General features: G+C 64.6%; 14 protein-coding genes. 3 read left to right on the top strand and 11 right to left on the bottom strand.

What is annotated here, in order from left to right; translation table 11 throughout:
- Positions 1-18: 18 nt before the first annotated feature.
- Entirely contained in the window at positions 19-312 is a 294-nt protein-coding gene (locus IE187_RS14225) for an Hpt domain-containing protein (protein WP_189676786.1), read from the bottom strand.
- A gap of 82 nt (positions 313-394) precedes the next feature.
- Here IE187_RS14225 and IE187_RS14220 point away from each other — a divergent pair, with 82 nt between their 5' ends.
- Positions 395-2,728 carry a coiled-coil domain-containing protein gene (locus IE187_RS14220; protein WP_189676785.1) on the top strand — a complete coding sequence of 778 codons (2,334 nt, stop codon included), beginning with the start codon at positions 395-397 and terminating at the stop codon, positions 2,726-2,728.
- Between the two features lie 9 nt (positions 2,729-2,737).
- On the opposite strand, the gene IE187_RS14215 is transcribed toward IE187_RS14220, so the two are convergent.
- The 7 genes from IE187_RS14215 to IE187_RS14185 form a co-directional block, all read right to left on the bottom strand.
- Positions 2,738-3,145 carry an Hpt domain-containing protein gene (locus tag IE187_RS14215; RefSeq protein WP_189676784.1) on the bottom strand — a complete coding sequence of 136 codons (408 nt, stop codon included), beginning with the start codon at positions 3,143-3,145 and terminating at the stop codon, positions 2,738-2,740.
- Between the two features lie 145 nt (positions 3,146-3,290).
- A complete protein-coding gene (der, locus tag IE187_RS14210) occupies positions 3,291-4,691 on the bottom strand; it encodes a ribosome biogenesis GTPase Der (RefSeq protein WP_189676783.1) in 1,401 nt (466 codons plus the stop codon).
- A gap of 62 nt (positions 4,692-4,753) precedes the next feature.
- Complete coding sequence (locus IE187_RS14205) at positions 4,754-6,121, bottom strand: PQQ-binding-like beta-propeller repeat protein (protein WP_189676782.1); 1,368 nt, start codon at positions 6,119-6,121, stop codon at positions 4,754-4,756.
- Positions 6,118-6,819, bottom strand: coding sequence for a tetratricopeptide repeat protein (locus IE187_RS14200; protein WP_189676781.1), 702 nt, complete (start codon positions 6,817-6,819; stop codon positions 6,118-6,120). Before IE187_RS14200 ends, IE187_RS14205 begins: the two co-directional genes overlap by 4 nt.
- A gap of 89 nt (positions 6,820-6,908) precedes the next feature.
- Positions 6,909-7,784: a 3-methyl-2-oxobutanoate hydroxymethyltransferase gene (gene panB / locus IE187_RS14195; protein WP_133187181.1), complete on the bottom strand. Its 876-nt coding sequence runs from the start codon at positions 7,782-7,784 to the stop codon at positions 6,909-6,911.
- A 70-nt stretch (positions 7,785-7,854) separates the two neighbouring features.
- Positions 7,855-8,136, bottom strand: a complete 282-nt coding sequence (locus IE187_RS14190) for a DUF427 domain-containing protein (RefSeq protein WP_189676780.1) — start codon at positions 8,134-8,136, stop codon at positions 7,855-7,857.
- Positions 8,137-8,147: 11 nt separating this feature from the next.
- Positions 8,148-8,495 (bottom strand): ArsC family reductase, encoded by a 348-nt coding sequence (locus IE187_RS14185; protein WP_189676779.1) that lies wholly within the window; start codon positions 8,493-8,495, stop codon positions 8,148-8,150.
- Positions 8,496-8,645: 150 nt separating this feature from the next.
- Between IE187_RS14185 and IE187_RS14180 the strand changes: the two genes are divergently transcribed.
- Entirely contained in the window at positions 8,646-9,647 is a 1,002-nt protein-coding gene (locus IE187_RS14180) for a GDP-mannose 4,6-dehydratase (protein WP_189676778.1), read from the top strand.
- A 289-nt stretch (positions 9,648-9,936) separates the two neighbouring features.
- Here IE187_RS14180 and IE187_RS14175 read toward each other — a convergent pair whose 3' ends face one another.
- From IE187_RS14175 to IE187_RS14165, 3 genes are read right to left on the bottom strand one after another with little or no spacing between them, the layout of a single operon-like run.
- Positions 9,937-10,533, bottom strand: coding sequence for a response regulator transcription factor (locus tag IE187_RS14175; RefSeq protein ID WP_133187173.1), 597 nt, complete (start codon positions 10,531-10,533; stop codon positions 9,937-9,939).
- A 14-nt stretch (positions 10,534-10,547) separates the two neighbouring features.
- Entirely contained in the window at positions 10,548-12,203 is a 1,656-nt protein-coding gene (locus tag IE187_RS14170) for a PAS domain-containing sensor histidine kinase (RefSeq protein WP_189676777.1), read from the bottom strand.
- Positions 12,204-12,213: 10 nt separating this feature from the next.
- Positions 12,214-12,765 carry a heme NO-binding domain-containing protein gene (locus IE187_RS14165; protein WP_165954446.1) on the bottom strand — a complete coding sequence of 184 codons (552 nt, stop codon included), beginning with the start codon at positions 12,763-12,765 and terminating at the stop codon, positions 12,214-12,216.
- A gap of 340 nt (positions 12,766-13,105) precedes the next feature.
- On the opposite strand from IE187_RS14165, the gene IE187_RS14160 reads away from it, so the two are divergent.
- Positions 13,106-13,423, top strand: a complete 318-nt coding sequence (locus IE187_RS14160) for a hypothetical protein (RefSeq protein ID WP_165954445.1) — start codon at positions 13,106-13,108, stop codon at positions 13,421-13,423.
- Positions 13,424-13,426: the final 3 nt, after the last annotated feature.

The raw sequence follows: 13,426 nt of genomic DNA, 5'->3' as shown, positions 1-13,426 counted from the left end.
GCAAAGCCCGAGAAATGCTTAGAGGCGCTCGACCGCGCGCCGCAGCCGGCGGAGCAGTGCGGCATCGTGCGCTTCCGCCTCGGCCGCCTCGGTCGCTATCGCCATCAGCCGCACCGCACCGAAACTCGCGGCCAACCCGCGCAGCCGGAAGGCTGCCTCGCGCCACGCCACGTCACCGCGTGCGGCTTCGAGCACGTCGAGCCCGTGCTGAACGCTCTCGAGAAAGGCTGCGCGCAACTCGGCGATCAGCGCGGGCTCGTCGCCCACGGCTGCCGCCAACGTCGCATCGATTGCACCGGGATCATAGGCCATGCCCCTCGCATACCGAACGACCGGTTAAGCCAAGGTTTCGCTATTCGCTTTGCGCGCGGCATAATCGTGGTAAACATGGGGGATGAACGGGGGTTCGCGGATCATCGACTTGCGGCCAAACGGCGCCGCGCTCTCGGCCGAAGCGCGCGACGGCGTCGCTGCGGCCGAACCCCTACCCCTGACACGCCCCTATGAGGAACCGATCGAGCTGACCCACGTAATTGATGACGTGATCGAAGACACGATCGAAGACGAATCCGGGCGCCGTCCGTTTCCTTGGCCAGCTTTGCTCGGCACCGCTGCGTCGGTCGGTTGGGTCGGCGGCATGGTCGCCTTGTCGTGGACGAGCTTGCCCACGTTGACGCCCCCGGCGCTTGCCAGCTTCGTCGCCAGCCTGTGCGTGCCACCCGCCTTGATCGGGATCGTCTTCCAGCTCGCGATGCGCTCGAGCCGTGCCGAGGCAAAGCGCTTCGGCATGACCGCACGCGCGATGCGCGCCGAGGCCGCAAGCCTCGAGCGGACCGTCGCAGTGCTCGGCCGCAGCATCGACACGCACCGCGCCAACCTCGCCGAGCAAACCACCGCGCTGTTGGCGCTCGGCGATGGTGCCGCCGCGCGGCTCGCGAGCGTCGGCTCGGGGCTCGCCGCGCAAGTCGCGCACGCCGATGCGCATGCCGCAACTCTCGCGACCGCCGCCGACCAGGCGCATACGCGGCTCGAAGTGCTGCTCGCGCTCCTGCCGCGCGCGCATGGCGAGACCGATGCGCTCGCGCATTTGCTCAAGACTACCGGCGTCACCGCGAGCGAACATGCAGCGGCGCTCGACGCGCAGCTCACCGCGCTCGCCGAGCGCGGGCGCGAGGCCGATGCCGTCGCGAACGGCGCCGCGCAAAAGCTCGCGGCGCATATCACCCGGATGGAGGCCACAAGCGAGACCGCGGGCGCGCGGCTCGAACAGGTCACCGGCGACATGTCACATGCGGTCGACGCGCTGCTCGGCCGCACCGCCGACGCGGTCGACGAAGCGCGCAAGGGCATTGCCGCCCAAGGCGACGCGATGCTGGCGATGCTCGGCACGAACCAGGCGGCGCTCGATCGCGCGGCGCATGACAGCGCCGAGGGTCTTGCCGCGCGCATTATCGACATCGAGCATTTGATCGAACAAGTCGTCGCGCGGCTCGGCGAGCAGCGCGAGCTCAGCCACGGGATCGTGCGCGATATCGATCAGGGCATTGCGCATGTCAGCACGCAGTTCGACCAGCTCAACACGCAAGGCGTCGTCCGCGCGCAAGCGCTGGCAGCCTCGATCAGCGCGCTCGGCGGATCGGCCGATGCGATGACCGAAGCGCTCCGGAGCGGCGACACGATGGCGACCAACGCCATTGCGACGACCGAGCGCTTGCTGCTCGCGCTCGATGCCGCCGCGCGCGAGATCGACGAGACGCTGCCCGACGCGCTGACCCGGCTCGACGCGCGCACCGCCGAGAGCCGGCGTATCGTCGCGTTGGCCAAGCCCGAACTGCTGGCGCTCGTCACCGCCGCCGAAAGCACGCACGACGCGATCGAGGCGATCGCCCACGTCATCGCCACGCAGCGCGACACCGTCGAGAAGCTGGCGGGGACGCTGCTCGACACGCTCAGCGACGGCAAGCTTCGCGCCGATGCGCTCGGCCAGATGGTCGACGACACGATCGATCGCACGCACCGCTTCGCCGAAGAGGCCGCGCCGCGACTGGTCGAGGCGCTGTTGCGCGTGCGCGATTCCGCCAGCGCCGCTGCCGACCGCGCGCGCGATACGCTCGCTAATGTCATCCCTGCAGCAGCGGCTGCGCTCGAGGAACAAAGCACCGCGGCGATTGAACGCGCGACCGCCAGCGCGCTCGATCGCAAGATCGCCAGCATCGGCGACGCGGCCAACGTCGCAGCCGACGCTGCCGAACGCGTCGCCGAGCGCCTGACGCACCAGATGGCGGCGATCGCCGCATCGACCGCCATCGTCGAGACCCGGCTGGTCGAGGCGCGGCAGGAGCGCGACAAGGCCGATCAGGATACGCTGACGCGCCGCGTCTCGTTGCTGATCGAATCGCTCAACTCGGCCTCGATCGACATCGCCAAGGCGTTTTCGACCGATGTCTCGGACAGCGCCTGGTCAGCCTATCTCAAGGGCGATCGCGGCGTCTTCACGCGTCGCGCGGTGCGGCTGATCGATGCCGGCGAAGCGCGCGAGATCGCACGGCTGCATGACGAGGACCCGGCCTTCCGCGACCAGGTCAATCGCTACATCCATGATTTCGAAGCGATGCTGCGCGCAATCCTGTCGCAGCGCGACGGCTCGCCGCTCGGCGTGACGCTGCTGTCGTCGGACATGGGCAAATTGTACGTGGCGCTGGCGCAGGCAATCGAACGCCTGCGCTGAGCCGCGCCGTCAGACCGCGCGACGCCCAAAGGCTGGGCGGCGTGCCACCAGCGGGTTCGACTCGCGCTCGAGCATCGCCAGCGTCGCATCGAACAGCGGGCGCAGCGCGACGATGTCGCTGAGCGCTTCCTCGGGCGTATCGCGGCTCTCGACGCAATCGCGCGCGATCGTCTCGATCCGCTCTGCCACAGCACCCAGTGGCCCTGCCCCGAACTGCAGCGCCTCGCCTTTAAGCGTATGCGCCGGGATCACCATCCCGGCGGCGCTGCCAGCGCGCATCGCGGCTTCGATCGCGGCGACCGACTTGACGCCGTCTTCGCGAAAATAGCCGAGGATCCGTACGAACCCGGCGCCCAGTTCGGCACGCGCACGCGCGAATGCGGTCCAGTCGACCAAATCCTTCTCTTCGACCGCCACTGCAACCTCCCACGGACCTACCGCTCCACTACCGTAATATTAGGCAGTTGAAGTAAACGAGTGGTTGATATCGAGCAGGAAACACCAAAATTGAGCGCAGAATAATGGTTCAATCAATAGTGTGGATAAAGACTTGCCCGTTCGATTAGCGATCGAATGGGTTCTTCGGCGCCCGCAAGGTTAGCCGGACCGGAACGGCCCCAAAGCCCAGGTCGCGCCGGATACCGTTGATCAGATACCGCTGATAGCTCATCGGCAATTGATCGACTCGCGTGCCGAAGAGCACGAAGCCTGGCGGCCGCGTCTTGGCCTGCGTCATGTAGCGCAGCTTGATCCGCTTGCCGCCGGGTGCGGGCGGCGGGTTGGCTTCGACCGCCTTCTCGAACCAGCGGTTGAGCTCGCCGGTACCGACGCGGTGCGACCAAGTGTCGCGCGTCTCGAACGCGACCTTGAGCAACGTGTCGATGCCCTTGCCGGTCGCGCCCGACACGGTCAGCACTGGCATGCCCTTGATCTGGCTGAGCCCTTCCTCGAGCGCGCCGCGAATGCCGTTGAACAGGCTCGAGCCGTTCTCGGCGATATCCCATTTGTTGATCGCGACGATCAGCGCGCGGCCTTCCTGCAGCGCGGCGTCGGCGATCCGCAGATCCTGCGATTCGAGCCCGCGCGTCGCGTCGAGCAGCAGCACGACGACTTCGGCGAAGTCGATCGCGTGGAGCGCGTCGGCGACCGACAGCTTTTCGAGCTTGTCCTGGACATTGGCACGCTTGCGCATTCCCGCGGTATCGATCAGCCTGACCTTGCGCGCATCCTCGCCATGTTCGCGCTCGGGATCGTGCCAGATCCAGTCGACCGCGATCGAATCGCGCGTAATGCCCGCCTCGGGGCCAGTGATGAGGCGCTGCTCGCCGAGGATCTGGTTGATCAGCGTCGACTTGCCCGCGTTAGGCCGGCCGATGATCGCCAGCTTGAGCGGCGCGTCGGGGGCATATTCCTCGTCTTCGTCGAGGCCGTGCGGGATGTCTTCGCCAGCGGCGTTCTTCTCGGGCTCGATATAGGGGAGCAATGCGTCGAACAGTTCGACCAGCCCCTCGCCATGCTCGGCCGACAGTTCGACCGGATCGCCAAAGCCAAGCGACAGCGATTCGAGGATGCCGTCGGCCCCCGCCTTGCCCTCGGCCTTGTTGGCGACGAGGATCACCGGGGTCTTCGAGCCGCGCAGCCAGCGCGCAATCTCTTCGTCGAGCGGCACCAGCCCGACGCGCGAATCGAACATGAACAATGCGACGTCGGCCTGCGCGACGGCCGCCTCGGTCTGCTGGCGCATCCGGCCGGGCAAGGACGCGGCGTCCTCGTCCTCGTAGCCGGCGGTGTCGATGATACGGAAATTCAAACCGACAAGCGTCGCATCGCCCTCACGGCGATCGCGCGTCACGCCGGGGCGATCGTCGACCAGAGCGAGCTTCTTGCCGACAAGGCGATTGAATAGCGTCGATTTGCCGACGTTCGGCCGGCCGATAATCGCGACCACGGGGGTTTTGGACATGCGCGCTCCTTACGGCACGCGCAACGTTTCGTCACCCCCGCCCGGTACTACCGGGTAACAGGTCAGCGATAGGCTGCGACGCGGCCTTTTTGATCGAGCACATAGAGCGTCGAATTCGACACGATCGGCGGCAGCGTGAACGGCGTCTTGTTCTCGATCACCGTACCGACCTTGCCGCTGTCGACCGAGGCCGAGACGATCTGCCCCGCCGAATTGGTCAGCACCAGACGCCCACCCGCCAGCACCGGGCCGAACCACGTCACCGGGTTGGCCTTCTTGCCTTCCTTGAGGGTGCCGTCCTTCTTGGTCTTCTCGCTCATGTAATGGCGCAGCTGGCTGATCCACCGTACTTTGCCCGTCGCACGCGCGAGGCAAACGAGCCGAGCATCGTCGGTGACGATGAACACCCACTCACCCGCGACCCACGGGGTCGAGATGCCTGCGAAATTCTGCTCCCACAGCCGCTGGCCCGAATCGATCTCGATCGCGACCATGCGACCGCCCTGCCCGACCGCATAGACGATCCCGCGGTCGATCACCGGATCGGCATCGACGTCGGCAAGCGACGAGACCGAGGTCGAGATCGTCGAGCGCGACAGCGCGTCCTGCCACAGCGTGCGGCCGTTTTCGTAGCGATAGGCGTTGAGCTCACCCGAGGAGAAGCCGGCGACGACCGTCCCCTGGCTGACCGCAGGCGCCGCGACGCCGAACACGCCCTGCGTCTCGACCGAACCCGACTGGTTCCACACCACCGTGCCATCGGCCTGCGACAGCGCGAACAGCTGATTGTCCTGGCTCAGCACATAGACCTGGCCATTGGCGACGGTCGGAGCCCCGCGCAGCGGCGAGCCCGGCTTGACGCGCCACAGCACCTTGCCCGTCGCCGCCTCGAGCGCGACGACGTCGCCGAGGCCGTCGGTCGCGAACACCTTGCCCTCATCGAAGCTCACGCCGCCACCGAAGCGCGCGCCGCGCGCCTTCTTGTCGGCCTTGGCCTTCTCGGTCTTGGCGATGTCGGTCGCCCAGACCTTCGCGCCCGTGGTCGCGGAGAAAGCGTGGATCGTCGCATCGACGTCGATCGTATAAAGCCGCCCACCGGCGACGACGGGCGCCGCACCGAGCCGCTGGCGGTTGCTGCCGCCGTCGATCGCGGCGGTCCAGACGCGCGAAAGATTGGTGCCGAGGGCAACCTGGCCAAGCGCCTTCGACGGGTTGCCGCCCGGCTGCGCCCAGGATTCGTTCGCCGTGGCGGGCGGCACCAGCACTTCGACGCCGGCGATCGTCTTGTCGGCAACGACGTCGTTCTCGCTGGCGAGGATCGCGATCCGCTGACCGAGCACCGGGGTCTTCTTCTTGCCCTTGAACGCGGCGCAGCTGCTCAGCGCAACGGCGGAGACGGCGATCAGGAGATAGCGGTTGGTCATCTTCATTGCGATTTTTGTTCCTTAGACCCGGCCACAGCGTCGACGCCCAATATACCCGCCATCTGAACCGCACGTTGCCGGATCGTTTCGGGCATATCGGGGTTTTGCGCAATCTGTCCGTAGAGCGTCCCCGCCAGATCGCGCCGGCCCATCCGCAGATACGAGATCGCGACGAGCTCGCCCGCGCTGCCGAACCACGGATTGCCCTTGACAGCGATGCCGCGCAGCCGCGCGACGACGACGTCGGGCTTCACCGTATCGAACTCGGCGGTGGTCTGGCGGACGAGCGCGAGGTCGCGGAACGGCTGGCCGATCGACGTGTCGCTGGCGACCGCGCCGAACTTGGCGGCGGCACCGCGCAAATCCTTCTTCTGCAGCAGCGCGTCGCCCTGGCTCATCAGCGCGAGCGCGCGATAGCCCTCGCCGCGCGACTGGGCGAGCGCGGTCAGTTCGCCCTGCGCCGCATCGGGCTTGGCGGCGTTGAGATCGTCATACGCCTTGGAGAGCGCCGCGCCTTCATCGGCAGCGACACTTTGTTCGTGCGACTGCCACAGCAGCCAGCCGGCAAAACCGACGAGCGCGAGCACGATCACCGCGATCGCCGCGACGCCGTAACGCCGCGCCGCCTTCGCCATCTGATCGCGGCGCAGTTCCTCGTCGACTTCGCGCAGGAATGCGGCATCGGTATTCGGCGGCAGGGCCAAGGGGGAACTCCATCGGATCAGGGCAGGAAGGCACGGACCTTAGCCGCGCCGCCCGCCAAACAAAAGCGTTCAAAAAACGGGTGCGGACGCTAGTCCTTCGGGGCGTAGATCTGCTCCACGCCGGGGAAGGCCCGCGATCGCACGTCGGTGGCGTACTGGTCTACCGCGGCGGAAATACGACCCGACAGATCGTCGAACTTCTTCACGAAGCGCGCGGTGCGTTCGAACATGCCGAGCATGTCCTCGGTGACGAGCACTTGCCCGTCGCACTGGGCCGAAGCACCGATGCCGATCGTCGGGCAGGCAATGCTGCGCGTGATCTGGATCGCAATCGGCTCGACCACGCCTTCGATCACCACCGCAAAGGCGCCGGCTTCCGCCACCGCTTTGGCATCGGCGACGATCTTGGCGGCCTCGGCAGCACTACGGCCGCGCGCGCCATAGCCGCCGAGCGCGTTGACCGCCTGCGGCGTGAGCCCGACATGCCCCATCACCGGGATGCCGCGCTCGGACAGGAAGGCGACGGTCGGCGCCATCGCCGTGCCGCCTTCGAGCTTCACCGCGGCGGCGCCGGTCTGCTTGAGCAACCACGCCGCGCTCTCGAACGCCTTTTCGGGGCTCGCCTCATAGCTGCCGAACGGCATGTCGATGACGACGACGCTGTGATAGCTCCCACGCACCACCGCCGCGCCATGCGCGGCCATCATCTCGAGCGTGACGGGAATGGTTGAGGGGAGGCCGTAGATCACTTGGCCGAGGCTGTCGCCGACGAGCAGCATATCGCAATGCGGATCGAGCAACTGCGCGGTGCGGACCGTATAGGCGGTGAGCATCACCAGCGGCTCGCCGCCGCCCTGCCCGTCCGCCTTGCGGGCGCGGATCGCCGGAACGGTGAGGCGCTTCATCGGCGCCGGGGTTGGATTGGCGCGACTGGTCGCGGTGTCGATCGTGAAGGTCGTGGACATGGCCAACGCGAATAGCGCCTCGCGCGATGCGACGCCAGCGCCCCGCATCGGGCGCCGGCGCGGCGTCGTCTTACTTTACCGCGACGCCCTTCCAGAAGGCGAAGCGGTCCTTGATTTCGGCCGCCTTGGGCTTGGGGTCGGGGTAGTACCAGGCGGCATCGGCGTTGCGCTTGCCGTCTACGACGATCGTCTTGTAGCTCGCCTCGCCCTTCCACGGGCAATGCGAATGCGTCGCGCTGTCCTCGAAATATTCGGCGACGATGCTGTCGGCGGGGAAATAGTGATTGCCTTCGACGACGACGGTATCGTCGGACTGGGCGATGACGGTGTCGTTCCAGCGTGCAGTCGGCATGGCGGTCTCTCCTAGGCGGTTACAGCCGATAGATAGGTATCGGGCTTGAAGCCTGCCAGCAGCGTCTCGCCCTGCACGAGCACCGGGCGTTTGATCGTCGAGGGGTTGGCAAGCATCAGCGCGATCGCCTTTTTAGCGTCGAGATCGGTCTTGTCGGCGTCGGGCAGCTTGCGAAAGGTCGTCCCCGCCCGGTTGAGCAGTGTTTCCCAGCCGAGCCGATCGACCCACCCCCGCAGCTCGGCCTCGGGGACGCCGGCCTTCTTATAATCGTGGAAATCGTAGGCGACGCCCTGCTCGGTGAGCCAAATGCGCGCCTTCTTTACCGTGTCGCAATTAGGGATGCCGTACACCGTCGTCATGAAGCGTGCCTTCGTTGAAATTCAGGCACGCCAGAGTGCCGCGGGAGACGCCCGCGCGCAACGGCGATATGCCAGCGGCTGCGTGCGGGGATATCCGCGGTGTGTCGCGCCGTGTAGGGCGGAGCCGCTTGGCGGGATAAGGGGATCGGGATGACGGTAGTGGTGACCGGCGCGGCCGGCTTTATCGGCGCGCACGTCGCACGGCGGCTGTTGCAGGATGGCCGCGACGTGATCGGGATCGACAATTTCGAGCCCTATTACAGCGTCGATCTCAAGCACGATCGTCTCGCCTGGGTGCGCGAGGCAGAGGGCGACGCGCGCTTCGCGTTTCACGACGTCGACATCGCCGACGAAGACGCGCTCGAAGCGGCGCTCGCCGGGCATGAGATTACCGGGATCGTCCACCTAGCGGCGCAGGCGGGGGTGCGCTATTCGCTGACGCATCCGCGCAAATACATCCGCGCCAATGTCGCGGGGCATCTCAACATGCTCGAGATCGCGCGCGCGCGGCCGGGCGTGCACATGGTCTACGCCTCCTCCTCCTCGGTGTACGGCGCCAACACGTCGGTCCCCTTCCGCCTCGAGGACCGCGTCGATCACCCCGTCTCGCTCTACGCCGCCACCAAGCGCGCCGACGAGTTGATGAGCGAGACCTACGCCCATCTCTACCGCCTGCCGCAGACGGGTCTTCGCTTCTTCACCGTCTATGGTCCGTGGGGGCGGCCCGACATGGCGGCGTGGCTGTTCACCGACGCGATCCTCAAGCACGAGCCGATCAAGGTGTTCAACGGCGGCGACATGATGCGCGACTTCACCTTCATCGACGACATCGTCCAGGGTGTGGTCGGCACGCTCGATCGCCCGCCGGCCGATGACGGCCTCGAAAAGCCCGGCGGCAGCTTCGTACCGCATGCGCGCTACAATATCGGCAACAGCCAGGCCGAGCGGCTCGAGGATCTGATCACGACGATCGAGCAGGCCTGCGGCATCGCGGCGATTCGCGACTATCAGCCGATGCAGCCCGGCGACGTGCCGGCGACCTTCGCCGATATCAGCGCGATCGAACGCGACGTGGGGTTTCGCCCGGCGACCTCGATCAAGGACGGCATCCCGCGCTTCGTCGACTGGTTTCGCGCCTATAACGGCTTATGAGGCAAAACGGGCGAGCCCGTAGCGCTGCTGCTGCACTGCGACCGGGCAGCTGCTACACCTGCGCGCAGGTCCAGCGACTGACGGCCGACAACGGCATGACCCGCTCGATGAGGCGATCCGGCAAGGTCTGGGACAATGCTGCAATGCCTGACGAGGATCGCCCCTCGCCACATCCTTCGCAGCTCATCCGAGCCGTCGCTCCCGAACAGACGTTTGCGAGTCCGCGCTCGAGCGAGCCATTACACAGAGCTCGAGAGCAAGCGATCGCGAGAGGGCCGATCTCGAATGATCACAAAACGCCGGACTTCAGAGATTTGATGACGATTTCGGTCCGGTTTCGGGCATCGAGCTTCAGCGCGAGCGAACGCAGATGCAGTTTGACCGTTGTCTCCTGTATCCCGAGCGCCCTGGCGATCTCCTTATTCGCTTCACCCTCGTGCAGCCGCCGCAAGACGTCCATCTCGCGATCGGTCAAATTCGTTTCCGCATGCGTCGAAGCGGGCATGTCGGCAGGCGCGAAGCGTTGGCCAGAGAGCATCAACTGGACAGCGGCTATCATCGATTCGGCCGGCATCGCCTTGGGAATGATGCCTGACGCACCATCATTCATCAATTGCACGGCCTCACGCTGGCCGACGAAACCCGACAAGATCGCGTAGCGGCTTGGGTTTCCGTGCATCAACTTCCCAATATCGACGAGGCCATTCACCCCGGGCATGTGCAGATCGAGCAACACCAGGTCGAATGGGCTCTCGCTGACAAGCCTCGTCTTCACGTCGGGCGCGTTCGTCGCGCTTACGACCTGCGCTTCGGGCCAATGCGCCTGCAGCATCGATGCAACGGCATCGAGCACCAGTTCATGATCGTCAGCGATCAGAAATCGCATCGCGCCCTCCCCTACTACCGGGTGAGGTTAAGCCTCACCAATATCGCTTGTAAACGTCCGTCACTTGGCGGCTTGGCGAGCGTTGCGTCAATGTCAGCCGAAATAGCCGATCCCAACGCGTTGGAACAGAGCACGATCGGCAGATCCGGGCAGACTGCCTTGACCCGTTGAGCAAGTTGGTCGCCGCTCATGGTCGGCATCGATCGGTCAGTAACGAGCAGCTGCACAAAATTCGGTACTCTTACCAGAAAGTCCAACGCCTCGCCCGGGCTGGAAAAGCTGACGACTCCCCACCCCCGCGCTTGAAACAAGACCTCTAGGCGGCCGAGTGCGATCGGATCGTCATCGACCAGCAGAACATTGCCAACCGTGTCCTCAGCCAGGCGTGTCGCCTCGTCACCATCCGCCCGACCATGTTCGACACCGTGCGCGGGCAGATCCAGGACAAAGACGCTACCGACACCCGCCGCACTGAAGATCGCCACGCGGCCGCCAGTCGTCTCGACCAGGTCTTTGACCGACGTCAGCCCGATCCCGCGCCGTCGCCCGCCACATTTGGTCGACACGAACCGTTCGAGCGCGTGATCGAGCACGGTTTGTGGCATACCTTCGCCCTCGTCATGAACGATGATGCGAGCCATCGTTTCGTCGATATCGCTGCCATAGATAAGTCGGGCAGCGGGATCGAACGGGAGCGTCGGGGGCACATATCCAGACAAGCTCTGCACCTCGATTCGCAAGACCGATCCGCTCACGGTCATCGCCTCGATTGCATTTTTGAAAATGTTGGTCATCGAACGCGCGAAGAGGGTTGGGTCGGCGGCAACGAACAGCGGCGCCTCGGGAACCTTGCAATACGATGTCTGCGCGATATCCAGCAACGGCGTCATGACTTCGCATAGCCGCGGCACCAGATCGGTCACGTCGCAAACCTTTTCGGCGGGCGCGGCATAATTGGGTAGCAGCTGATTGAGCACCGATCGCGCCTGACGCAAGGCATCGAAGACTGACATCAACAAGCGATGCGGCTCGGGCTGGTTGCATTGCTTCTCGAGCAGCGTCGCCGCCGCATCGATCGCGCCCAAGAAATTGGAAAAGTCGTGGGTGACCGTCTCGACCAATTGATCCAAGGCTGCAGCGCGGTCGGCTTCGATGACCCTGCGGCGGAGATCGGCGGTTTCCTTCTCACGGATCCTGCGTTGGCCGATGTCTCGGGTAGAACACAGGATGCCGCCATCCTCCAATTGCGTGAGGATGAGATCCTGAAAGACGAGCGTTCCATCGACGCTTCGACCGGTCACCTCGCCGTTCCATCGACCATCTCGCGCGAATTGCGGCATCACTTCCTGGTCGAAGTGAGCCAGGGCATCATTATCATACAAGCACGCCCATGACTGTCCGATCAAATCCTGCGGACGGTCGAATCCGAACATCTGCGCGTGCGCCGTGTTCATATAGGTATAAACGCCGTTGCGATCGGTCATCGCTATGCCTTCGCCGGCAGTATCGATCGCTACCGACAGGCGGCTGACTTGCGCGATCTGGGCAAGCAGTTCGTGGTTCGACGCTTCGAGTTCGGTCGATTTTTGTTCGAGCAAATGTTCTGCGATTTTACGCGCGGCAATTTCTCGCCTCAATTGAAGCTTCAGTAAATCAGCACTGTCGGACATGACCGCGGACCTATGTTACGAGATCGACGACAAACTCCGCGAACCGTTCCGTGCGGGGTTCGGCATCAATACGCTCGATTCGGTAAATATCGCCACATCCGAACGTGTCCATCGTAGCTTCCAGCATCCCTCCGCAAAATGCTGCCATCGGGCGCTGCGACTCATAGCGCAGCACGAGCCGTTGCTCGCCTTGGCGTTCGACCACCTGCACGCTCGGAGGATTGGAATCTTTGTAGAGCTTGCGGACGTCCTGGTGAATCACGCCATGGACTTTTTCGAGGAAATCGAACGGATGCATATCCGGCGGGATGGCGTGACCGGCGACGAGCAAGGGTAATGTTCGACACCCGAACCGGCGGCTGAAATCGTCGGCCGTAATCTGCATCGCCTCCGCAAACGCGTGATGCAGCCGTTCGAACTCGGAGAACGGATACATTCCGACCGACGTGTAGGCAGCACCAGATTCCAGGTTGAGCCGGAGCATCTCTCGCTCGACTGTGGTTTCGCCCAGTTCGCGCTGCGCGAATTCGACCATATGGACGAACAAAGCGCCCTTCATCATGTATATATCCATCCGAACAGCATCTCCTACCCGTCGGGTCGATTCAATCTGGCCATCTGGTCAGGTAGGCGAAGCGATCGACCGTGTTATATACAGTTTCAGCGCGCCACTGTCCCCCCTCCCGGCGCGCAGAAGAGAGGCCTCGGAAAGGAGCCAGCAGTATCTGCTGGCTCCTTTTTTCATAATCGAAGCATACCCTCTCCATATGGTCAGTATCGCTGACCAAAACGTCACTCCTTACTGATCTTTTGCGTCATCGATCATGACCACCTGGCCAATAGTCCATGGCCCGGCCTTTGCGCATCATGGCCCCAGCAGATCGAAACGATGCGAGGGTGGGATGATTAGTCTGTTGATTTTGCAAGTTGCCGCAGCGGGCGTGGTCAGCGACCGCATGCCCAATACGCCGATGGAGTTCCAACGCGACGCCAATTTCAACCGCGTCGTCATCACGGGCTCGGCGTCCGATCGCGGTCAAGCGTTCAACCTGGCCGCGCGAAACGCCGGCCCCGCCGCAGACCGCGCGACTGCCATCGCCAATATGATCAACGTCACGGTCTACGGCAGCAACAACACCGTCGTCGTCCAGGCGCGACAGCAAAATAGCGGGCGACAGCAGGCAATCGTCGGCGTCAGCCCCTCTGCGCTGGGGCAATGATGT

It is taken from the genome of Sphingomonas glacialis (assembly GCF_014653575.1).
GTDB lineage: Bacteria > Pseudomonadota > Alphaproteobacteria > Sphingomonadales > Sphingomonadaceae > Sphingomonas > Sphingomonas glacialis.
The sequence above is the reverse complement of the archived record's forward strand: the minus strand, read 5'-3'. Positions and strand labels throughout refer to the sequence as shown.

Bases quoted from the DNA above. Each gene is read 5' to 3' on its own strand.
- IE187_RS14225 (WP_189676786.1), bottom strand. From the start codon at position 312: ATGGCCTATGATCCCGGTGCAATCGATGCGACGTTGGCGGCAGCCGTG.
- IE187_RS14220 (WP_189676785.1), top strand. From the start codon at position 395: ATGAACGGGGGTTCGCGGATCATCGACTTGCGGCCAAACGGCGCCGCG.
- der (WP_189676783.1), bottom strand. From the start codon at position 4,691: ATGTCCAAAACCCCCGTGGTCGCGATTATCGGCCGGCCGAACGTCGGC.
- IE187_RS14205 (WP_189676782.1), bottom strand. From the start codon at position 6,121: ATGAAGATGACCAACCGCTATCTCCTGATCGCCGTCTCCGCCGTTGCG.
- panB (WP_133187181.1), bottom strand. From the start codon at position 7,784: ATGTCCACGACCTTCACGATCGACACCGCGACCAGTCGCGCCAATCCA.
- IE187_RS14190 (WP_189676780.1), bottom strand. From the start codon at position 8,136: ATGCCGACTGCACGCTGGAACGACACCGTCATCGCCCAGTCCGACGAT.
- IE187_RS14185 (WP_189676779.1), bottom strand. From the start codon at position 8,495: ATGACGACGGTGTACGGCATCCCTAATTGCGACACGGTAAAGAAGGCG.
- IE187_RS14180 (WP_189676778.1), top strand. From the start codon at position 8,646: ATGACGGTAGTGGTGACCGGCGCGGCCGGCTTTATCGGCGCGCACGTC.
- IE187_RS14175 (WP_133187173.1), bottom strand. From the start codon at position 10,533: ATGCGATTTCTGATCGCTGACGATCATGAACTGGTGCTCGATGCCGTT.
- IE187_RS14170 (WP_189676777.1), bottom strand. From the start codon at position 12,203: ATGTCCGACAGTGCTGATTTACTGAAGCTTCAATTGAGGCGAGAAATT.
- IE187_RS14165 (WP_165954446.1), bottom strand. From the start codon at position 12,765: ATGATGAAGGGCGCTTTGTTCGTCCATATGGTCGAATTCGCGCAGCGC.
- IE187_RS14160 (WP_165954445.1), top strand. From the start codon at position 13,106: ATGATTAGTCTGTTGATTTTGCAAGTTGCCGCAGCGGGCGTGGTCAGC.